Below are 19,792 nucleotides of genomic sequence, written 5' to 3' on the forward strand. Positions count from 1 at the left end.
ATGGGTCGTCTCTTCGACAAGTGGATGGGCACCAAGTACCCCGACGGTGGCGTCGAGCCACTGACCGCCATGGAGGTCCGCGACGCACTGCTCGCGCTGGGCGGCTCGGACGTACGGTTCCGCGTACGCAACGCCCTCCCCGGAGAGCGGGCAGACCTGGTGGCGGAGTGCAGAGTCCCCGAGGTGGGCCTCACCCTCAAGACCCGGATGCTCTTCGTCCCCTCGAAGGGTGAGGTTCGTGCCCTCGATGAGCAGTGGGAGGAGCGGTCACAAGAGCACTCCCGGGGACAGTACGGCCGCGGGCAAGCAACCATGGTGTACAAGAAGTGGGAGTTCCAAAGGGGAGCCGACGGCCGACGCCACCGCGTCGAGACGTTCCGGTTCGACACCCGGGACGTCAAGGACCCCCTCCGCGACACCGTTCTCGCCGCGGGATGGACCTGGCGCGGGGTGCTGCGCAAGCTGTGACCGGCCGCGCGCGGCCTCGGCCACGTACGTCGGCAGACATCCGGCTGCTAGCCTGCGCCGCTCACCGCGTCGCACAGGAGGCTCACATGGCACGTCGCCCAGTCACCATAGTCACCGGAGGCAGCAGGGGCATCGGCGCGGCGACCTGCGTGCGGCTCGCCTCCGCCGGTCATGACCTGGTCCTCGGATACGCGAGGGACGACGCGGCGGCCGAGGCCACCGCCGCGCGGGTCAGGGAGGCCGGCGCCCGGTGCGTGACCGTGCGGGGCGACACCTCCCAGGAGTGCGGCGTCGAGCGGCTCTTCGACATCGCCGGGGCGGAACTCGGCACGGTCACCGGGCTCGTCAACAACGCCGGGGTCACCGGGCCGCTCGGCCGGCTCGCCGACGCCACGACGGACGACCTGCGGCGGGTGGTGGAGGTCAACCTCCTCGGGTACCTCCTCTGCTGCCGCCGGGCCGCCCGGGACATGTCGGAGGCGGGCGGCGGCTACGGCGGGGTCATCGTGAACGTCTCCTCGGCGGCCGCCACCCTCGGCAGCCCCGGGGAGTACGTCCACTACGCGGCCACCAAGGCGGCCGTCGACACCCTCACCGTGGGCCTGGCCAAGGAGCTCGGCCCGGACGGGATCCGGGTGAACGCGGTCGCGCCCGGCATCGTCGAGACCGACATGCACGCGACGATGGGCGACCCCGACCGCCCGGCGCGGGCCGCCGCCGGGATCCCCCTCGGGCGGCCCGGGCAGCCCGAGGAGATCGCCGGGGCCATCGCCTGGCTGCTGTCCCCGGAGGCCTCGTACACCACCGGAACCGTCCTGCGGGTCGCGGGCGGCCGCTGAGGGACGGGGCGGGGGGCGCTCGGCCGAAGGGCGCTCAGCCGAAGGCCGCTCGCGTGGCCGGGCCGTAGACGCCCTGCGGATCGCCGCTGATGCCTCGGTCGCTCTGCAACTGCGCGACACCGCGCCGGGTCCGGCCGTCGTAGACCCCGTTGACCACGACGTACGTGAACCCCTGCCCGTGGAGCCGCTCCTGGAGGGCCCGCACCTCGGATCCGCGGTCCCCCGGGCGCAGTGTCCCGCCCTCGGCGGGCGCCGTCCGGGCGGACGGCGTGCCCGCCGGGGCGGAGCCCGACGCGGGGGCGTTCGGGCTCGTGGAGACGCCGGACGCGGCCCCGGGCCGGGCGGACGCCGACGCCGACGCCGGTACGGAGGGGCTCCGTGAGCCGGGAGGCGGCGTGGACGGCCCGGGCGAGGGCTCGGCTCCGGCGCCGGGGCTGCGCGCCGGAAGTACCGGTACGGACAGCCCGGGCGGGGCCACCGCCCGCTCCGGCCGGCGCTCTTCGGGCCCGGTCAGCAGCAGCGCCAGTCCGCCCACCGCGCCCAGCCCGAGCAGCACGGACACCGCCACCGGCAGTCGGCGGCCGCGCCGCGCGGTCCCGTCCGGGCCGACGGCGGCAACAGGAGCGGAACCCGAACCCGAACCGGAACCGCGGGCAGGACCGGGCGCGGCCGCCGGTGCGGGAGCGCGGCGGGTGGCGGCGGGGCCGCTCCGGGGCCAGGCGGGCGCCGTCGAGGGGGACGGACGGCCCGAGGGCGCGACGTAAGAGCGTACGAGCAGGCGGTCGTCGGGGAGGACGGCCCCGCTCTCATCGGGGTGGTGGGACACGGTTGTCTCCCGGCGGGGGCGGAGGCCGGCGCGGCGGTGCGGCGGCGGCCTCCACCCGGCCGGTCAGGCCCCGCGCCGCCACGCGGCGGGGACCGTGCCCGGGGCGACGGCGGGCCCGTCGGGGCCGCCGGTCGTGAGAGAACCGCCGGTCACGGCCGAAGCGGAAGGCCGGGCCGAAGCGAGCGAAGAGCGAACGGACATGCGCATGCTGAGGATCTCCGAAGTACGGCCCGAGCGGTGGTTCTTGATCGGCGCACTCTTGCCCTTCGGGACGGCCCCGGTCAAGCCGGACAGTCGATCCGCCCTATCCATCCGTTGTGTACGGGACTTCCGCCCCCGCCGTCCGGCCCGACTCCGCCGCCCCGCGCGGGTGGTCCGGGATCCCGGCGGCCGGCTCCCGGCGGCGGGCCGAGGCCGAGGTCGTCCCGATGGTGACGGCGGCCGCCAGCATCAGGGCGGCCCCGGTCAGCGGCGCGGCCGGCGCGGAGAGGCCGTCGACCGCGAGACCGCCGGCGAGCGCGCCGGCGGCGATCGCGAAGTTGAACATGGCCACCATCAGCGACGAGGCGGCCTCGGCCGCGCGCGGCGCCGCCCGGATCATCCAGCTCTGCAGGCTCACCGACACCCCGCCGTACCCGAGTCCCCAGGCGAGCAGCAGCGCGGTGCCGGCGACGGCCCCGGGCAGGGTGGCGATCAGGGCGAGCACCGCGGTGAGGGCGGCGCTGACCACCAGCAGGGTCCGGCGGGGATCGCGCGCGCCGGCCAGGAAGTTCCCGGCGACCCCGGCCACTCCGTATCCGAAGAGCAGGGTGCTGACGTACTCGGCGTCGACGCCGGAGACGTCCCGCAGGATCGGCCGTACGAAGGTGTACGCGGCGAACTGCCCGGTCACGACGAGGAAGGTGACGATCACTCCGACGCGCACGGCCCGGTTGTCGCGCAGCAGGGCGGGGAGTTCCCCGAAGCGGATGCCGCGGTCGGCGGGCAGCGCGGGCAGCAGCAGGAGCAGGGCGATCAGCGTGACGAGGCCGAGGGCGGCCACGGCGGCGAAGGCCGTGCGCCAGCCGCCGAGCTCCCCGAGCAGGGTCCCGGCGGGGACGCCGAGCACGGAGGCGGTGGGGACGCCGCCGAAGACGACGGCGGTGGCCCGGCCGACGTGGCGCTCGGGGACCAGGCGGACGGCGAGTCCGCCGGCCATCGCCCAGAACCCGCCGACGCTGACCCCGACGAGCAGCCGGGCCGCGAGGACCACGGCGAAGTCGGGCGCGAGGGCGGCGGCGAGGTTGGCGACGGCCATCAGGGCGATCAGCACGCACAGGACGAGCCGGCGGTCCAGCCGTCCGGCGCCGACGGTGACGAGAGGTGCGCAGAACCCGGCGATCAGGCCGGGCACGGTGACCATCAGCCCGGCGGTGCCGTCGGACACCCCGAGCGAGTCCCCGACCGGGGTGAGCAGGCCGACGGGCAGCAGCTCGGAGGTGATCAGGCAGAAGATCCCGAGGGAGACGGCCGAGACGGCCGCCCAGCCCTTCCAGGGGCTGCTGCCGGGCGCGACGGCAGCGGTACGGGCGGGAGCAACGGCATTGGCATCGGCATCGGCATCGGCATCGGTCATGAATCGGCACTCCGTACGGGGCAGGCGACGAACCGGACACGGCAGCACGGAGCGCCGGGGGTCGCGCCTCCCCCACCGCCCGCACTGTCGTTCCAATTCCCGTCAGGCGCGGGGCATTCCCGTCAGGCGCGGGGCCGTTGCTCCGCGCCGGCCCGGACGTGACGTGCCCGCCTCGGCTCGGCTCCACGCGCCCTGAACCAGCGTCACCCGGATGCGTGAGAGCGGCACTCGGGCGGGCCGGGCGTGCGGCATGGTGGAGCGATGCAGTTACGACGGGCCGTGCCCCTCTCCCTCCTCGCGCTCCTCGCGAGCGCCGGATGCGTTTCCGTCGGCCCGGGGTCCCCGGCTCCCGCGCGGGGTTCCGTACCGCCCGTGGGCGCCCCCGACACCGCCGGTGTCCCCGGCGCGGCCGTGCTGCCCGGGGACGCCGGGCCGCTGCCGGCGCTGTCCGTGCCGCTCCCGCTGCCGCTGGGCGACCTGCCCGGCGCGGGGCCGGAGAGCGGCCCCGGGGCGGAGCCCGACCCGAGCCGGCCCCTCGCGAAAGGGGCCCGGCCGCCCTCCGAACGGCGCGCGAAACCCGCCGTCCCGCCGCGCCGGGTGCGCCCGGCCAAGCCCACGGCGCCACGGGTCCCCCGGCCGCAGGGCCGGCTGCCCCGGGCCGACGAGCTGTGCGCGGCGGCGGAGGGCGCCGCACCGCCGTCGATCGTGGACCTGTGCGTCCGCCAGTACGGGCAGCCCACGCTCTGACGGCGATGTCAGTTCCGACGGCGGCCTGCTGGCCACTGCGGAGGGTGTCCGGGTCGCGGAACCGCGTGGCGCCGAATCCGCGCAGGTGAGCGGCGATGACCACCGGCCGGCCGGACTCGGGGCCGCTGATGTGCGTACCCGTGCCTGAACGCTAATCTCCGCGGATGCGGCGCGTATTGGTGGTCGGAATCAGCGGAGCGGGGAAGTCCACCCTGGCCCGGGAATTGGGGCGGCGGCTCGGGCTGCCGTTCCACGAGATGGACGCGCTCCATTTCGGCGGGCCGGGGTGGGCGGTCAGCGCGACGTTCGCCGAGGACACGGCGCGGCTGGCCGGGACGGATCGGTGGATCTTCGACTCCCTGGGCTATCCGGAAGTCCGGGACCTGCTGTGGGAGCGGGCCGACACCATCGTGTGGCTCGACCTGCCCCGGCGCGTGGTGATGCGGCGCGTACTGCTGCGCTCGCTGCGGCGGAGCCTGCTGCGGGAGCGGCTGTTCGGCGGGAACCGGGAGAAGTGGCGGGAGTGGCTGCGCTCCGATCACCCCGCGTGGTGGGCCTGGTCGCAGTACGGGGCCCGGCGCACCGAGATCGCCCGGCGGGCCGGCGACGCCCGGTTCGCCCCGCTGCGCGTGGTCCGCCTGCGCACCCCGAGGGCCGCGGCGGCCTGGCTCCGGGTCCAGGAGCCCCGGCAGGACGGGGCGGCGTGACGGGCTGCCCGGCGGGGCTCAGGGGCGGCGGCCGCACACGTGGGCGCAGCGGGCGGCCGTGCCGCGACGGGCGGTGCGCAGCCGGTGCATCGTGCGGTACCGGCGGCGGCGCCATTCGGCCCGCGGCAGCCCGGCCCGCTGACCGCCGCCGCTGATCAGGGCGTTGACCGGGGTCAGCGGGTCCGCTCCCAGGCCCTTGGCCACCAGGACCCCCACGACGAGCGGGACCAGGGCCACGGCCAGCGCGGTGCCGGCGGTGGTCACGTGCTGCATGCGCGGGCGGAGCGCGGGGCGCGGGGCGGCTGAGGTCATGCCCTCATTCGATCACCGGCGGCGCCCCGGGGAATCGGGGCGGATACTCAGGCCGTTGGGCGTGAGGTACTCAGACGCGACCTGTGCGGCGAAGGGCGGTGGGGGATGACGGTACCCGGGCAGGGGTTCGAGCCCGCCACGGGCGACGGACCGGCGGACCTCGGGGACGCGGCCGCGCGCGCCCGGGAGCTGCGGACGGCGTACGAGGGCTTGCTGCAGATCCGTCGCCTGGTGAACGCCGGGGCGGGCACGGGGGTTCCCGCTCCGTGGGAGCTGCGGCAGATGCCGCGCGCGGTGGCCCTCGTACTGGAGGCGGCGGGGATCACGCCGTCGGCGGTGGACGCGGCGGGGCGGCGGACGCGCACCGGCTACCGGGTGGCCGCCGCCGCGGAACCGGGGCGGGTGGAGGTGACCTGGCCGGGCCCGCCGGGCGGCGGCGCGGCCGAGGAGGAACAGGAGCGTCTGACGGCCTGCGCGGCGGTGCTGGAGCCGATGGGATGGGAGTGCCTGCTGTACCGGGGCCCGCGCCGGCGGCGTTTCCTGGAGGTGGAACCAGCGCCCGGGCCGCCGAAACCCACTTCCCCTGGGCCGTGACAGCCGCGAAGGTGCGGCGGCCCGCGGTCCGGCCCGCCGGGATCGCCACCCGGCGCCTCGACCTGCTGCCGCTCACCGTCGGGAACCCGCACTTCTCCAGACCCCGGACGTACGGAGGGGCGCACCCCGGCCGGGGTGCGCCCCTCCTGTCTCAGCCCGCTGTCACGGCGCCCCGAACGTCAGGGTGAGCTGCGGCGTGCCCTCGCCCGCGGCCGCCTCCGAGGACCACAGCCACAGGGCGTCCGTCCCGCCGCTGGTCAGCGCGAGGCCGTAGCCGCCGCCGAGGGCCGCGGCGACGGTGCCCGTGGTCAGCCCGGTGGTGTGCACGGCCGAGCCGTCCGGGATCCCGGCGAAGGCGCCGAGCGCCGGACCGCCGAGCGCGGGGCGGTTGTTGTACGTCGTCCCGCTCTCGGTCCACGATCCGGTGATCGGGACGACCGAGACGGTGTCCGTCGTTCCGGCGCCGCTCATGGTGCTGGTCTTCACGCTGAGCGTGGCCGACTTGAGCACCGTGCCCGCGGGCGCGGCGGGCAGGTTGAAGCGCAGGTAGCTGGCGTACGGGGAGGTGCCCCGCACGGCGAGCGAGCCCGAGGTGCCGTAATTGCTCCCGGGGGCGCCCGCGTTGGCGTACGTGTCCTCGGCGGCGGTGACCTGGACGACCGAGTCCGCCGGGGCGGAGGCCAGGGCGTAGTGGTGCTGGACCTGCGCCGCGCTCAGGACGGTCGGGTAGACGGCGGTCTCGTCGAGCTGGCCCGCCCAGAACTCGCTGGTGGGGCGGTCGGGCCAGCCGCCGAGGCTGTCGCCGCCGGCGTGCCAGTAGCCGGCGAAGTTCTCGTGCGTGGTGACGTTGAGGGTGCCCTGCTGGGCTCCGTCCACGTACAGGGTCATGCCGCCCGGCCCCTGGGTGGCGACGACGTGGTGCCACTGGTCGTCGTTGTACCGGTCGGTGCCGCCGGTGGTGATGGTGCGGGTGGCCCCGGTGTACACGCCGTAGACGAGCCGGCCGTCATTGGTCATGTAGATGTGCTTGTCGTACTGACTGCTGCCCCGGTCCTGGTTGTTCCCGAAGCCGAAGAGCTTGCCGCCCCGGGTGGTGTTCGTCTTGAACCAGGTCTCGATGGTGTAGCTGCCGCCCACGTTCTGGCGCTTGTCCGCGTACACCCGGTTGTCCGTGCCGTTGAAGCCGATCGCCGTGCTCGCGCCGGTGACCGCTGCGGGCGTCTGGCGCAGGGCGGGCCCGTTCAGGTGCACCCCGCTCTGGTTCCCGCCGTCGGAGGAGTCGGCGACGAAGGGCAGCGCCGACTCGTCGTAGCGCCAGTACAGTTGGGCGCCGTCCGCGCGGACCGCGTTCGGGTAGCCGTCCACCGAGGTCGGTACCGTCACGCTCGCCGTCCCCGACAGTGCGCTGGTGTTGCCCGCCGCGTCGCTCGCGGTGACCCGGTAGGTGTACGACTGGCCCGCGGTGACGGTGGTGTCCGTCCAGGAGGCCTGCGGGCGCTTGAAGAACAGCGAGTCCGCGGTGACGGTGGCGACGGGCGTCGCCGCGCCGTTGCGGTAGATCCGGTAGGTCAGCGCGCTGTCGTCCAGGTCGAGGCTGGTGCGCCAGCGCACTTGGACCTCACCGGGCTTGACGCTGACGGCGCTGGCGACGGGCACGGTGGGCGCGCCGGTGTCCCCCGTGGAGGAGAAGCGGGTCAGGCTCTGCTGCGCCGCCCCGTTGACCGTGGTGAACTCGCCGCCGACCCACAGGTACTGGACGCCGCCCTTGGACCCGACCGCCATCACGCGCGGGCCGATGCCCTCGCCGATGCCGTCGTTGGTGTCGGGGGCCCAGCCGAGCTTGCCGGTGCCGCTGGTCGGCTGGGCGAGCAGGTGGTGGCGCTGGCCGTCGGGGTACTCGCCGACGCTGGAGCAGTCGTGCGCGTGGGAGGCGCTGTAGAGCACGCTCTGGTACGGGAGGACGGCCTGGGTGGCGCCGAGGCAGGTGTCGCGCCAGCGCTGGTTGAAGTCGCTGAGGTTGAGCGCGATGCGGCCGTCGAAGACCCCGCCGCCGGTGCCCTCGTTGGCGGTGTAGAAACCGGTGTCGTCGCTCGCGATGTCCTTGACCACCGAGTTGGTCTCGATGAAGCCGGCGTACGACTTGGTCAGGGCGCCGCTGGTGGCGTCGACGACGGCCAGCGCGTGCGTGTTCGCGCCGTTGAGGGTGAAGAAGTCGCCGCCGAGGACGACGTGGTCGCCGTCCGGGGTGACCTCGACGGCGCGCCCGGGCTCGTCGGCGTTGGCGACGAAGGGGCGCAGCGTCCCGTCGGTGGCGTCGACGGCGGCGAAGCGCTCGCGCTGCTGGCCGGCGACGGTGAGGAAGTCGCCGCCCGCGTAGACGGTGTCACCGGTGACGGCGAGGGCCCGTACGGTGGCCGCGAAGGCCGGCCGGAAGGTGGGCTTGACGGTGCAGGTCGCCACGTCGATGGCGGCCAGGCTGGAGACCGGGGTGCCGTTGACGGCCCCGAAGTAGCCGCCCGCGTAAAGGGTCCGCTTGTCCGGCGAGAGGGTGAGCGCGCGGACGGTGGCGGTGCCGCCGCCTACGGTGAAGGACAGCTTGCAGGAGGTCGGGGCTCCGGTCGCGGCGTCGAGCGCCACGAAGTTCACCGCCGACTGCTCGCTGCCGCCGGCGCCCTCGGGCGGGCGCACGGCGGAGAAGGTGCCGCCGGCGAATACCGTGCCGCCCGCCTCGGCGAGGGCCCAGACGACGCCGTTGGGCTGCCAGGTCGACAGCGGGTCGGCGGTGAAGGCGACGGGCGGGGTGAGTGCCGCCGCCTGCGGGGCGAGGCCGAGGCCCACGGCCGCGCCGGTGCCGGCCAGGGACAGGGCGAGAGCGGCCGCCAACCTTCTGGATCTACGCATGAACCCCCCAGTTCGGTGTGCCGAGTGGTACGCGCACGGCGCACGGGAGCGCGCCGCACCGCCGTATGACCGTTGGCCGTGGACCGTTGGCTCTTGGCGTGAAACCGATCGTGCGAACGGCCGAACCGTCATAGGCGTTGGCCGCACTCTAGGTCGATTCGGCCCGCCGGACACCCCACTTGACCCATCGGATGCCCACGGGATGCGGGACTTTACCCGGCTCAGGCGGTCCGGCCTATCCTTCCCCCATGATCTTGCCGACCGAGACCACCCAGTCCGATCCGATCCGGCCAACCGCACCGACGGCACCGACGGCACCGGTCGCACCGGTCGAGCTCGTGATCTTCGACTGCGACGGGGTGCTCGTCGACAGCGAGCGGATCGCCGCCCGGGTGAACGTCGCCCTCGGCGCCGAACTCGGCTGGCCGCTCACCGAGGAGGAGGTGGTCCGCCGGTTCATCGGCCGCTCCAGCGCCTCGATCCGGGAGCTGGTGGCCGCCCGGATCGGCGCCGAGAGGGCGCGGGTGTGGGACGAGCGGTTCGTGACCCTGCACGCGGAGGCGGTGGACGCGGGGCTCACCCCGGTCGACGGCCTGCCCGAGGCGCTCGACGCGATCACCCTGCCGACCTGCGTGGCCTCCAGCGGCTCGCACGAGAAGATGCGGCACACCCTCGGCCGCACCGGCCTCTACGAGCGGTTCGAGGGCCGGATCCACAGCGCCACCGAGGTCTCCCGGGGCAAGCCGGCCCCCGACCTGTTCCTCTACGCCGCCCGGCGGATGGGCGTCGACCCGGCGGCCTGCGTGGTGGTCGAGGACAGCCGCCCGGGCGTCGAGGCGGCCCGCGCGGCGGGCATGCGCTCCTTCGGTTACGCGGGCGGGCTGACCCCGGCGGCGACCCTCTCCGGACCGGGCACGGTGGTCTTCACCGACATGCGCGACCTGCCGTCGCTGATCGCCGCCGCGGGGACGGCCGCGGGGACCTCCCGGGCATGAACAGACGGACCGGAAAGCGGCTCTCCCGCGCCCTCGTCGCCGCCGCCGGCAGCGGCCTGACCGGCCGGGTGGCCGCCCTGCTGAGGAGCGGGGCGGACCCCGGCGGAGCCGACCCGCACGGTACGACCGCCCTGTACGCGGCGGCCGTCCAGGGCCACGCCGGGACGGTACGGCTGCTGCTCGCGCACGGCGCGGACCCCGACGCCGAGAGCGGCGGTCTGACGGACGGGACCCCGCTGTGCGCGGCCGCGTGCTGGGGCCGTACGGAGACGGTCCGCGAGCTCCTCGCGTACGGGGCCGATCCGGGCCTGCGCGAGGACGGCGGGACGGGGCCGGCCCCACTGGAGTGGGCGGTGCGCGACGGGCACGAGGAAGTCGCCCGGCTGCTCCGCGAGGCCGGTGCCGGTGCCGAGGCCGGAGCCGAGGCCGGTGCCGGTGCCGGAGCCGGAGCCGGAGCCGGAGCCGGCCGCTAGCGCGTGGCGCGGGGGCACCGCTCCGGCGGGGTTGGGGCCGCGCGCCGCCCCGGATGTCCGGCGGCGGCGCGCGGGCCCCCGGTCACCCGGCCGGAAGGGAGCGGCAGAGGAGGGCGGCCGGGCCCTGGCGGGAGGCGGCGCGGGTGGTGAAGGCGATGCCCGCCGCGTACTCGGTGGGCAGGCACTGGCCCTTGTAGTTGCCGTACGCGAACTCGCCGCCGCCCGCGCCGGGCGGGCGGTTGTCGCCGCGGTCGAACCACACCGTGCGGCCGGCCGCCGCCGGGAGGGCGGTGCGCGCCGGGGCGCACAGGGCCGCCGAGACGCGTTCGCCCCGCAGGCTGTAGCCGGTCAGGTACTGCCCGGCCGGGCACTGGAGCTTCGTGTACCCGGTCGCCCAGTCCCCGCCGGGCGGGACGTGGGCCTCGTCGCGGACCACGGTGTTCCCGCCCGTCGGGGCGCGCAGGCCGGAGCCGGCGCACAGGCCCCGGCCGCCGGTGTGGGCGAGGCCGGCCAGCCGGGAGCCGTCGGGGCAGACGGCCTTGCGGGCGCCGCTGTCCCAGTCCCCGGCGGCCCTGGTGAGCAGCGAGGCGTTGTGGTCGCGGTGGTCGATGTCGAGTTGGTACCAGGCGGGGGCGTCGGGGATCGCGCCGGTCCGGCCCGCCGTGCCCGCGAGCGCGGTCCACGGCCGCGTGCGCCAGTCCGCCGGGTCCAGTACGCCGGAGCGGCGGCCGGTGTTGTCGTAGCGGAGCATCGCCCAGCTGTCGCCGCCCGGGGCGCCCTGCGCGGTGGTGCTCCAGCCGACCAGGGGCCAGTAGGCGAAGTCGGCGTCGGCGCGGGTCAGGTAGCCGGTGAGGTTCTCGAACCAGGCGCGGGGTTTCGCGCCGGTCTCGTCGGCGCCGATGCCGAACTCGCTGATCCACACGGGTGCGGTGAAGTGCGTACCGGTTTCGGCGGAGACGAAGAAGGCCTGGTCGTAGAGGGTCTGTTCGAGCTGGGCCGGGGTCATGTCCTGGTAGCGGAGGTCGCTGGTCTCGCCGATGCCGGTGGCGCCGCTGTGGTGGGGGCCGGTGTAGCCGTAGAAGTGGGCGGCGTAGACGAGCTTGTGGGAGACGGCCAGGGTGTGGGAGAGGGTGCGGACGGGGGTGAGGGCGGGGCGGCCGTGGGCGAAGCCGTCCACGGGGATGCCGGTCCAGTTGATGCCCTCGATCACGATGAGCAGGTTCGGGTTGGCCTCGGTGAGGATCCGGTCGGCGGCCTCCTGGGCGGCCGCGTGCCAGTCGTGGCCGTCGCCGAGGCCCCAGTTGGGGTCGTCGAAGACGTCGCGGCGTACCTCGTTGTAGAGGTCCGCGCCGACCACGCGCGGGTTGTCGCGGTAGCGGCGGGCGAGGAACACCCAGTCGTCGGCCCACTGGGCGGTGGAACGGCCGCTGTTCCAGCGTTCGTTGCCGTCGAGGCCGCAGCACCAGCGGGTGGTGCCGGTGTGGTTGTTCAGGATGACGGCGAACCCGGCGTCGGTGAGGGCGGCGACGACCGCGTCGTAGACCTGGAGCGGGGTGCGGCCGCGCAGGGCCGGGTTCGCGGCGACGGCCGCGTCGGGGACGGGGGCGGTGGTGCGGAGCATCTCGTTGGAGAACGGCAGCCGGATGCTGTTGAGGCCGAGGGCGCGGAAGTCGGCCAGCAGGGTGGGCAGGGGTACCCGGTCGAGTCCGAGCGGGATGCCGTGGGAGTCCTGGCCGCTGTGGTGGGTCGCGGGGTCGTCGCGGTCGCCGGAGCCGTTCCAGGAGCCCTGGGCTCCGTCCCAGTTGCCGGAGCGGAGGCGGAACCGGTCGCCGTTCGCGTCCACGATGTAGCGGCCGCGGGTGGACAGCGGCGCCGTCCAGGCGGGGGCGGCGGGCACGGGCGCGACGGCGGGCACGACGGCGGCAGCGGCCGCCGGGGTCGCCGCCACGGCGGGCAGGAGCCCCACCAGGAGCATGAGGACGCCCGGTATCGCGCGTAAGAGGTGGTTGTGCATCTCGCTCCTGACAGGGGCCGGACGTGGGGGATTGCCGCGGTCAAGTTACCGGCCGGTCAGCTGGAGCGGAAGCCACGCGCGCGGGCACTTTCGGGCCCCTGGCGGGGTCGCGCGGGCCCGGAGTCCCGTCAACCGGACGCGGCCCTCGCCACCCCTTCACACAGGGTCACCCTGTCGAAACGGCCCCGCGCGGCCCCCGGCAGGCCTACCGTGCCCTCAGGGTTGGGCACGGCACGGGAGGGTGGGGCGGATGGACGACGAAGAAGACATGCGGCTTGCGAGGATGACCCCGGAGATCTCGCGCCGCACGCTCGCGATGCTGCGCGGGCTGGCCGGCATGGAGCCCCCGGAGCAGGTGCCCGAGGAGGCCATGCTGGTGGCGGACGCGATCCTCGCCGAGCACGGCACCGACGGCCTCCGCGTCCTCGTGATGACCTTGGCGGCCTGGGCGACGGCCCAGATCGAGAACGTGGCGGAGCTGAGCCGGCGCAGCCACGAGGCGGTGCTCGACGCGATGGAGCTGGCCTGTCTGGAGGCCAACGCCGAGGACTAGGTTCGCGGGGCTCGGGCCGCCGGGCGCGAGCCGCCGGGGCCGCCGGGGCCTCGCTGCGGCCCGTTCAGGGCCGCCGGGCGGCCGCGACGCACCGATCCGTGACGGGCCGGCCCTGGATCGCCGGGATTCGGCGACACTGGGGGGAGCAGGAGCGTCCTGGGGGGTCGTGATCGGAGGCTGTCATGAGCACACCTTCCCCTGTCCGGATCGCCGCCGTCCTGTCCACCGAGCACCGTGGACGGCTCATGTCGCACGCCCGCGAGGTCAATTTCCCGGAGGGCGCCCGGGTCTTCGACGAAGGCGCCCGCGCGGAGTCCTTCTGGATCGTGCGTTCCGGCACGATGACCCTGGAGGTCCCCATGCCCAGCCGCCGGCCCACGCCGATCGAGAGCCTCGGCCCCGGTGAGCTGGTCGGCTGGTCCTGGCTGTTCCCGCCGTACGTGTGGCAGCTGAGCGCCGAGGCGATGACACCGGTCCGCGCGTACGAGTTCGACGCGACGACCGTACGCGTGCTGATGGACGCCGATCCCGCCTTCGGCTCCGCGATCGGGCACTGGGTCGGGCGCGTCCTCGCGCTGCGGCTCCAGCAGACCCGGACCCGCTTGATCGACCTCTACGCCCCGCACGCCATCGCGGGCTAGAGCCGGCCCCCGAGGGGGCGCGCGAAGGGCTTCTGGGGGTGTGTTCGGCCGTTTCCGCCGTGCGCTCCCCCACAGGTCAGCATCCCGGCACCGCTGCGGACTGCACTCATGCGCTCACGATCGGTGACGAGAAATAGGGGTCCGAACGGGCGTTCACAGCCCGTGTGCGCAAGACTCCCGTCCGTTATCCGAAACGCGAACCCAAGGGAGTGTTCGAAATGCGGTCCATCGCAAGGGGTCTCGGACTCGGTTCCGCCGCCATGGCTCTCACCGCGCTCACCGCGCTGGCCTGGCCCGGAACGGCCGGAGCCGCACCCTCCGGCACGGCAAGCCTGTACGCGCCGTCGGCGCTCGTGCTCGGCATCACCGCCGGGGAGGACGCCGCGAGCGGGACGGTGCTGCGCGCGGTGACCCTCGTCTGCGCACCGACGCCGGGTGGCACGCACCCGTCCCCCGCCGCCGCGTGCGCCGAACTGCGGGCGAACTCCGACCGGTTGGACACGGTGGCGAAGCCCGCCAGGGGCGCCGCGTGTACCAGGGAGTGGAACCCCATGACCGTGACGGCCGACGGGGTGTGGCAGGGCCATCGGATGAGCTACTCGTACACCTTCGGCAACCCGTGCGGCCTGCGGAACACCACCGGGGCCCTGTTCGGGTTCTGACGTCCCGCGACGTCCCGCGGTATCGACGGGGAGAGGGCCGGGCGGCGCCGTGCGACCGCCGCCCGGCCCCGGCTCCTGACCCGGCCCCGCGGATGTCAGCCGAGTTCGAGGCTGGTGACCCCGTACAGGCCGGCCAGGTCGAGCTCCGGGGCCGGGCCCGTGTACATGCGGGCCGCCTCGAAGGTGGGGACCAGGCCCAGGCCGGTGAACAGGGCGGTGGCGGCCCGGTTCACGTCGGGTACGTCCACGGCGACCTCCCCACCGGGCGCGTGCTCCGCGAGCCGCCGGAGCAGGGCGGCCGCCACCCCCGGGGTCGCGGCGTACAGCGGTCCGATCCGGGAGGCGGAGCTGCACGGGCGGATCACGCCGAGCCCTTCGATCCGCCCGTCGCGGACGGCGGCGAGGGCGGTGCGGCCGGGGAGGCCGGTCCAGGCGGAGAGGAAGGCGTCACGGGACGCGGGGAAGAACCTGCGGTCGTACGCGGCGAGTTGGCGGAAGGGAAGGGTGGCGGCGTCCACGATCTCCACGCCGTCCGCACCGTCCCCACCGGCCGCGCCGAGCGCGGCCCCCTGCGGCACACCCTCGTGGCGGACGTTGTTCCAGGCCGAACGGAACCCGGACTTGCGGTAGTTGTCCTGCTGGTCGACCACCCCGTCCAGGCCGACGAGCCGCCCGTCGAGCCGCTCCATCCCGGCCTGCCACAGCCGGATCCCGTATCCACGGCCACGGAAGGCGGGGCGCGCGATGTAGAAGCCGATGAACCCGAAGCCGGCCCCGTAGCGGACGGCGGAGACGCAGGCGACCGGTTCTCCGTCGAGACGGCCGACGAGGAAGCCCTCGGGGTCGGCGACCGCGAAGGCGAAGCGGTCGGTGTCGCCCGGATTCCAGCCCTCCTCATCGGCCCAGGCGCGGATCATTTCCATGTCTGCGGCGCTGGCGCCGGTGATCTCGAATCCCGTCATGTCGGGTGTTGTACCAGATGCGCGGCGGCCCCGGCAGCGGGTGCCAACCGGCCGTCGTGATCCCGGAGTACGCGGTGTCAGCCCGCGCAGATCACGTCGTCCAGCCTGATCGGCCGGGAGTCGAGGCGGACGTACGCCGTGAAGGTGTCGGTGCGCGCGTCGGCTCCGCGGGTCCAGTGGGTGGTGACGGTGGCCCATCCGACGCGCGCTCCCGGGGCGACGGTGACGGCGCCGACCTCGATCTTCTCCGGGGTGCTCTGGGAGCACAACAGCACGTCGACGTCGGATTGCCGCTGTTTGTCCCTGAGGGCCTGGGAGATCCGGTGGTAGCGGTAGGCCTCGGAGGGTCCGTGATGGCCGTAGAAATCGGTGAGGAAGGTTCTGATCTGGGCGGCGTCGTGGGGCGGGGCCGGTGCGGTGACCGTTGTCGCCGCCGCGGAGGGGGCGGCGGCGAGGACGGTCACGAGCAGGGCGCCGAGGAGGTGCGTCAGGGGCTTCATGCCCCGTTTCTTAACCGCCCGGGCGGCTGCGCAGGAGGGGCGCGGGGCGGATCTCACTCCGGTGGCGGGCGGGATTCACCGCAGACACGACCATCCGGCGGCGCGCCGCTTGCGGGGCCGGAGGTTAATCCGTTCGCGGGGGGACGCGGGCCGTACGTAGGGTCGGATCATGGGAAAGCCGCTTGTCGCAGTGTTCAGTGGGGCCGGGATGTCCACCGATTCCGGGATTCCGGACTACCGGGGGCCCCAGGGGTTGTGGCGGCGCGACCCGGACGCCGAGAAGCTCGTGACGTACGAGTACTACATGGCCGACCCGGAGATCCGGCGGCGCTCCTGGCGGATGCGCGCCGAGATCGGCGCCCTCGGGGCGCGGCCGAACGCCGCGCACCGGGCCGTCGCCGAGCTGGAGCGCGGCGGGACCCCGGTCCGGGTGATCACCCAGAACGTGGACGGGCTGCACCAGCTCGCCGGGATGCCCGCGCGCAAGGTGTTCGAGCTGCACGGGACCGCCCGGTCGGTGCTCTGCACGGCCTGTCACGCCCGGTCGGGGATGGAGGAGGCGCTGGCCCGCGTCGCCGCCGGGGAACAGGATCCCGCGTGTCTGGCGTGCGGCGGGATCCTGAAGTCGGCGACCGTGATGTTCGGCGAGCGGCTCGACCCTCAGGTACTGGCGCAGGCCGTGGCCGTGGCCAAGGGATGCCAGGTCTTCATAGCCGTCGGGACGACGCTCCAGGTGCAGCCGGCCGCCTCGCTGGCCGGCATGGCCGCGACGGCGGGGGCCCGGCTGATCATCGTGAACGCGGAGGAGACCCCGTACGACGAGCTGGCCGACGAGGTCATCCGCGAACCGATCGGCACCGCCCTGCCGGCCCTCCTCACCCGGATCTCGGCTTAGGGCCTGTCTTTCGGACCAGGCCGGATCAGGGAGCCCCGCGAGCCCGGCATGATCCGAAAGACACGCGGCCCTGGGTCCTGCCGTCACGGTGGCGCCGGTCAGGCCCGCAGCGTCCGGCGCCGTGCATCGCGAGGCCGGAGAGACGCCCGCGTACCGGACAGTCGGGCGTACCGACAACGCGGCCGGGCGCCAGCGTGACGACAGGGCCCGGCAGGCGCCGGCCCCGGCGCCGGCCCGGCCGCGCTCGGGCCCCGGATCCCGGGCCCGGCGGTGTGCGCGGGTCAGCTCACGGCCGCGCCGGAGCTGGGGGTGGCGGTGCGGCGGGGCTCCGCGCCGCCGCGTACCTTCCACCAGGCCGATCCGAGCAGCAGCGCGCCCGGGAGCACTCCCGCGACGGCGGCGACGGCCGCCTGCGGGGCTCCGGCGGCGGCCAGCGCCAGCCCCCCGGCGCCGCACCCGGACAGCCCCGCGCCCAGCCGGTGGAGCGCCGGCATCCGCCAGACGACCGCGAGGCCGAAGAAGTGCACGCCGACCACGAGCGCGATCCAGCCCACCGTGGCCCGCGGGGTGTGCAGCAGGTTGTTGATGACCACGATGCCGGCGACTCCGACGACCGCTTCGGCGGCCACCACGTACCGGTAGCGCCGCCCGAAGTGCACCGCCGGCGCGGCCTCGGCGGCCGGCGCGGGCCGGGGCGCGGGCGCGGGGGCGCGGCGCAGCATGATCAGCAGAGCGACGAAGGCGGCCACCGCCAGCACCCGCAGCACGGTGCCCGCCGCGACCGGCAGGGCGCCCGCGTTCACCTGGATGAAGGCGAGTCCGAAGCTCGCACCGATGATCCGGCCCGTTCGTTCCTTTGTCATACCGGTCAGTCTCACCGATGTGGATCATGGAACACAACGCGCGCTCCGCCCGGGAGCCCGTCCCGGCCCGCTGTGACATCTCCCACCCCCTCTTGCCCGGAGAAGGAAGGGTTACCTAAGTTCGTTGCATGGCTCCTTCTCACCCCACACCCCCCACCGGCCCGGACGACGCCGGCCGGCCCGGCTCCCCCGCGCTGGTCGACTTCACCGTCGACCTCACCGCGCAGGAGGCGCTCCGGCAGGCCCAGGTCCTGGCCGCCATCGGCCCCGACTGGGATCCGATCGCGGTGCTGCGCGGCGAAGAGGCGGCGTACGACCTGCTGTACTCCGGTCTCGACGCGGACCAGCAGCGCCTCTACGACGACCTCGTCGCGGCCGGCGTGCTGCCGCGGCGCGGGGGCGGCCGTGCTGCCGCTTGACCCGCAGGCGGACATCGGACGCCGGGCCTGGGTGGCCTGCCCGAGCTGTGACGACGCCCGCGGCTGCGAGCCCTGCGAGCAGCGCCGCACCTGCTCCGAGCACTGGCGCTACATGCTGTCCAACACCGGCAGCCTGCTGAACCTGCAGTGCCCGTCGTGCACCCATGTCTGGGTGCACGAGAGCGGCTTCGGCGCGACCCGCTCCCTGTGGGACCGGGTCACGAGCGGCTGGTCCCGCCACTGAGGCCACTGGGGCCGCCGAGCGGCGCGGGCGCCGCTCAGGCGCCGTCGGCGGCCCGGCGCAGTTCCGCCACGTCGAGCTTCTTCATCTTCATCATGGCGGCGGTCGCGCGGGCCGCCCGCTCCGGGTCGGGGTCGGAGATCAGCTCGATGGCGCCCGGCGGGATGACCTGCCAGGAGACGCCGAACCTGTCCTTGACCCAGCCACAGGCGGACTCCTGGCCGCCGTCCCTGGTGAGCGCGTCGTAGTAGTAGTCCGCCTCGGCCTCCTCCTCCGCGTGGATCTGGAAGGAGATGGCCTCGGTGAACGGGAACTGGGGTCCGCCGTTGAGGCCGATGAACTTCTGTCCGTTGATCTCGAACTCGACGACCATCACCTCGCCGGCCGGACCGGGGCCCGCTTCGTTGTAGCGGCCGATGCGGCCGATCCTGCCGTCCTTGAACACCGACATGTAGTAGTCGGCTGCGGCTTCCGCGTCGCCGTCGAACCACAGACAGGTGGTGAAGCCCTTGCCGCTGACGCTCATGACTGCCTCCAGAGTGTGTGCGGGACCAGCGTCCCGCACCTACAGACCGGAGCCGGGACCGAAACTCATCGGTCGGCCCGGACCGGTCCGTCTTTCATCCTGGAACGCGCTGTGACGGCCTGCGGCCCTACACCTCCAGATCGTTTTCGATCTTCTTCAGCTGGTGCCTCGCCATCGCGAGGTTGGCCCGGCCCCGATCGAGGGCCAGATAGAGGAAGAAGCCGTCGGATCCCCGCGCCTTCATCAGCCGGATCAGGTGATATTGGCCGCCGAGGGTGATCAGGATGTCCTCGATCTCGTCCTTGAGACCCAGCATCTCCATGGTGCGGACCTTGGCGCGCACCACGTCGGTGTTGCCCGCCGCGGCCACGGCGAGGTCGAGGTCCTTGCCGCCACCGATGGTGCCGAGGGCCATGCCGCTGCCGTAGTCGACGAGGGCCGCGCCGATCGCGCCTTCGATGGTGGTGGTGGCTTCCTTGAGGGCGGTCTCCACGTTGACCATGAGGGGTTCCTCTTTCTCGTTGAACTGCTGAACTGTCCTGGATTTCGGTACTGCGAGGGGTGGTCTGGGGGGCTCAGGCCGGCGGGGCGCCCGGGGGGTTCGCACCCGGGCCCCGCCGGCCGAGGCTGTGCTCTATGAGCTCGGCGATGCGGACGCTGGAGCGGCGCGCTTCCAGATGGAGGCGGCCGACGTTGACGCGCGGCTGCGCGATGAGGGTGAGGACGGCGGCTTCGCCGGCCGCGTAGGTGGCGACGTACCCGTGTTCGCCCCGGACGAGGAGTTCGCGGAAGCCGCCTTGGCCCGTGCTGTCGCTGAGCCGCTGGGCCACGCCGAGGGCGGCGGCGGTCAGGGCCGCTACGGCCTCCGCCTCGGCGGCGGCGCTGTCCTGGGCGAGCACGAGGCCGTCGACGCTCGCGGCGAGGGCGCCGGTGAGCTGGGGGACGCGGGCGCGCAGCCGGCGGAGCTCGGCGAGTATCTCGGCTTCGGACTCGGCGGACACCATCGCCGTACTCATGTCGGCCTTACTCCTTTCGGGCT

24 protein-coding genes are annotated in these 19,792 nt (G+C 74.4%); 13 read left to right on the top strand and 11 right to left on the bottom strand.

Going from position 1 to position 19,792, the window contains the following annotated elements:
- Window positions 1-468, top strand: a complete 468-nt coding sequence (locus EES41_RS05325; protein ID WP_123076093.1) for a hypothetical protein — start codon at window positions 1-3, stop codon at window positions 466-468.
- 86 nt (window positions 469-554) lie between these two features.
- Window positions 555-1,307: an SDR family oxidoreductase gene (locus EES41_RS05330; protein WP_123076095.1), complete on the top strand. Its 753-nt coding sequence runs from the start codon at window positions 555-557 to the stop codon at window positions 1,305-1,307.
- A gap of 34 nt (window positions 1,308-1,341) precedes the next feature.
- Here the strand turns inward: EES41_RS05330 and EES41_RS05335 are convergent, their stop codons facing one another.
- Together EES41_RS05335 and EES41_RS05345 are read right to left on the bottom strand one after the other, a co-directional pair.
- Window positions 1,342-2,133 (bottom strand): peptidoglycan-binding protein, encoded by a 792-nt coding sequence (locus EES41_RS05335; protein ID WP_123076097.1) that lies wholly within the window; start codon window positions 2,131-2,133, stop codon window positions 1,342-1,344.
- Window positions 2,134-2,437: 304 nt separating this feature from the next.
- On the bottom strand, window positions 2,438-3,748 hold the full coding sequence (locus tag EES41_RS05345) for an MFS transporter (protein ID WP_123076101.1): 1,311 nt from the start codon (window positions 3,746-3,748) through the stop codon (window positions 2,438-2,440).
- 261 nt (window positions 3,749-4,009) lie between these two features.
- On the opposite strand from EES41_RS05345, the gene EES41_RS05350 reads away from it, so the two are divergent.
- Window positions 4,010-4,495, top strand: coding sequence for a hypothetical protein (locus EES41_RS05350; RefSeq protein WP_164495752.1), 486 nt, complete (start codon window positions 4,010-4,012; stop codon window positions 4,493-4,495).
- A gap of 164 nt (window positions 4,496-4,659) precedes the next feature.
- The gene (locus EES41_RS05355; RefSeq protein ID WP_123076105.1) at window positions 4,660-5,202 is read left to right on the top strand and encodes an adenylate kinase; all 543 of its coding nucleotides are present in this window, start codon (window positions 4,660-4,662) and stop codon (window positions 5,200-5,202) included.
- Between the two features lie 18 nt (window positions 5,203-5,220).
- Here EES41_RS05355 and EES41_RS05360 read toward each other — a convergent pair whose 3' ends face one another.
- Window positions 5,221-5,514 (bottom strand): hypothetical protein, encoded by a 294-nt coding sequence (locus tag EES41_RS05360; protein ID WP_073793914.1) that lies wholly within the window; start codon window positions 5,512-5,514, stop codon window positions 5,221-5,223.
- A 105-nt stretch (window positions 5,515-5,619) separates the two neighbouring features.
- On the opposite strand from EES41_RS05360, the gene EES41_RS05365 reads away from it, so the two are divergent.
- Window positions 5,620-6,108, top strand: a complete 489-nt coding sequence (locus EES41_RS05365; protein ID WP_123076107.1) for a hypothetical protein — start codon at window positions 5,620-5,622, stop codon at window positions 6,106-6,108.
- 162 nt (window positions 6,109-6,270) lie between these two features.
- Here EES41_RS05365 and EES41_RS05370 read toward each other — a convergent pair whose 3' ends face one another.
- A complete protein-coding gene (locus EES41_RS05370; protein ID WP_174261650.1) occupies window positions 6,271-9,009 on the bottom strand; it encodes a DNRLRE domain-containing protein in 2,739 nt (912 codons plus the stop codon).
- Window positions 9,010-9,263: 254 nt separating this feature from the next.
- Here EES41_RS05370 and EES41_RS05375 point away from each other — a divergent pair, with 254 nt between their 5' ends.
- Together EES41_RS05375 and EES41_RS05380 are read left to right on the top strand one after the other, a co-directional pair.
- Window positions 9,264-10,004, top strand: a complete 741-nt coding sequence (locus EES41_RS05375) for an HAD family phosphatase (RefSeq protein WP_254211729.1) — start codon at window positions 9,264-9,266, stop codon at window positions 10,002-10,004.
- Window positions 10,001-10,477 (top strand): ankyrin repeat domain-containing protein, encoded by a 477-nt coding sequence (locus EES41_RS05380; RefSeq protein ID WP_123076109.1) that lies wholly within the window; start codon window positions 10,001-10,003, stop codon window positions 10,475-10,477. The genes EES41_RS05375 and EES41_RS05380 overlap by 4 nt, the downstream gene beginning before the upstream one ends.
- A gap of 82 nt (window positions 10,478-10,559) precedes the next feature.
- On the opposite strand, the gene EES41_RS05385 is transcribed toward EES41_RS05380, so the two are convergent.
- The gene (locus EES41_RS05385) at window positions 10,560-12,491 is read right to left on the bottom strand and encodes a glycoside hydrolase family 5 protein (protein WP_254211320.1); all 1,932 of its coding nucleotides are present in this window, start codon (window positions 12,489-12,491) and stop codon (window positions 10,560-10,562) included.
- Window positions 12,492-12,741: 250 nt separating this feature from the next.
- On the opposite strand from EES41_RS05385, the gene EES41_RS05390 reads away from it, so the two are divergent.
- The 3 genes from EES41_RS05390 to EES41_RS05400 all read left to right on the top strand — a co-directional run bounded on the left by EES41_RS05390 (window position 12,742) and on the right by EES41_RS05400 (window position 14,347).
- Window positions 12,742-13,044 (top strand): hypothetical protein, encoded by a 303-nt coding sequence (locus tag EES41_RS05390; RefSeq protein ID WP_037794447.1) that lies wholly within the window; start codon window positions 12,742-12,744, stop codon window positions 13,042-13,044.
- Window positions 13,045-13,226: 182 nt separating this feature from the next.
- Window positions 13,227-13,685, top strand: coding sequence for a Crp/Fnr family transcriptional regulator (locus EES41_RS05395; RefSeq protein WP_123076111.1), 459 nt, complete (start codon window positions 13,227-13,229; stop codon window positions 13,683-13,685).
- Window positions 13,686-13,903: 218 nt separating this feature from the next.
- On the top strand, window positions 13,904-14,347 hold the full coding sequence (locus tag EES41_RS05400; RefSeq protein ID WP_164495753.1) for a subtilase-type protease inhibitor: 444 nt from the start codon (window positions 13,904-13,906) through the stop codon (window positions 14,345-14,347).
- A 95-nt stretch (window positions 14,348-14,442) separates the two neighbouring features.
- Here the strand turns inward: EES41_RS05400 and EES41_RS05405 are convergent, their stop codons facing one another.
- Window positions 14,443-15,309 carry a GNAT family N-acetyltransferase gene (locus EES41_RS05405; RefSeq protein ID WP_123076113.1) on the bottom strand — a complete coding sequence of 289 codons (867 nt, stop codon included), beginning with the start codon at window positions 15,307-15,309 and terminating at the stop codon, window positions 14,443-14,445.
- 77 nt (window positions 15,310-15,386) lie between these two features.
- Window positions 15,387-15,809 (bottom strand): hypothetical protein, encoded by a 423-nt coding sequence (locus tag EES41_RS05410; protein WP_123076115.1) that lies wholly within the window; start codon window positions 15,807-15,809, stop codon window positions 15,387-15,389.
- Between the two features lie 169 nt (window positions 15,810-15,978).
- On the opposite strand from EES41_RS05410, the gene EES41_RS05415 reads away from it, so the two are divergent.
- Window positions 15,979-16,704: a Sir2 family NAD-dependent protein deacetylase gene (locus tag EES41_RS05415; protein WP_123076117.1), complete on the top strand. Its 726-nt coding sequence runs from the start codon at window positions 15,979-15,981 to the stop codon at window positions 16,702-16,704.
- A 281-nt stretch (window positions 16,705-16,985) separates the two neighbouring features.
- On the opposite strand, the gene EES41_RS05420 is transcribed toward EES41_RS05415, so the two are convergent.
- Window positions 16,986-17,567 (bottom strand): hypothetical protein, encoded by a 582-nt coding sequence (locus EES41_RS05420; RefSeq protein ID WP_254211321.1) that lies wholly within the window; start codon window positions 17,565-17,567, stop codon window positions 16,986-16,988.
- Between the two features lie 128 nt (window positions 17,568-17,695).
- Here EES41_RS05420 and EES41_RS05425 point away from each other — a divergent pair, with 128 nt between their 5' ends.
- Together EES41_RS05425 and EES41_RS05430 are read left to right on the top strand one after the other, a co-directional pair.
- Complete coding sequence (locus EES41_RS05425) at window positions 17,696-17,986, top strand: DUF6400 family protein (RefSeq protein WP_123076122.1); 291 nt, start codon at window positions 17,696-17,698, stop codon at window positions 17,984-17,986.
- Window positions 17,973-18,230 carry a hypothetical protein gene (locus EES41_RS05430; protein WP_008742810.1) on the top strand — a complete coding sequence of 86 codons (258 nt, stop codon included), beginning with the start codon at window positions 17,973-17,975 and terminating at the stop codon, window positions 18,228-18,230. Before EES41_RS05425 ends, EES41_RS05430 begins: the two co-directional genes overlap by 14 nt.
- Before the next feature lie 34 nt (window positions 18,231-18,264).
- On the opposite strand, the gene EES41_RS05435 is transcribed toward EES41_RS05430, so the two are convergent.
- From EES41_RS05435 to EES41_RS05445, 3 genes are all read right to left on the bottom strand, one after another.
- Window positions 18,265-18,753 (bottom strand): VOC family protein, encoded by a 489-nt coding sequence (locus tag EES41_RS05435; protein WP_123076124.1) that lies wholly within the window; start codon window positions 18,751-18,753, stop codon window positions 18,265-18,267.
- A gap of 127 nt (window positions 18,754-18,880) precedes the next feature.
- Window positions 18,881-19,255 carry a hypothetical protein gene (locus EES41_RS05440; RefSeq protein WP_008742808.1) on the bottom strand — a complete coding sequence of 125 codons (375 nt, stop codon included), beginning with the start codon at window positions 19,253-19,255 and terminating at the stop codon, window positions 18,881-18,883.
- A 73-nt stretch (window positions 19,256-19,328) separates the two neighbouring features.
- Window positions 19,329-19,769 carry a roadblock/LC7 domain-containing protein gene (locus EES41_RS05445; protein WP_078489180.1) on the bottom strand — a complete coding sequence of 147 codons (441 nt, stop codon included), beginning with the start codon at window positions 19,767-19,769 and terminating at the stop codon, window positions 19,329-19,331.
- Window positions 19,770-19,792 lie beyond the last annotated feature (23 nt).

This window comes from Streptomyces sp. ADI95-16 (assembly GCF_003721495.1).
Taxonomy (GTDB): Bacteria; Actinomycetota; Actinomycetes; order Streptomycetales; family Streptomycetaceae; genus Streptomyces; species Streptomyces goshikiensis.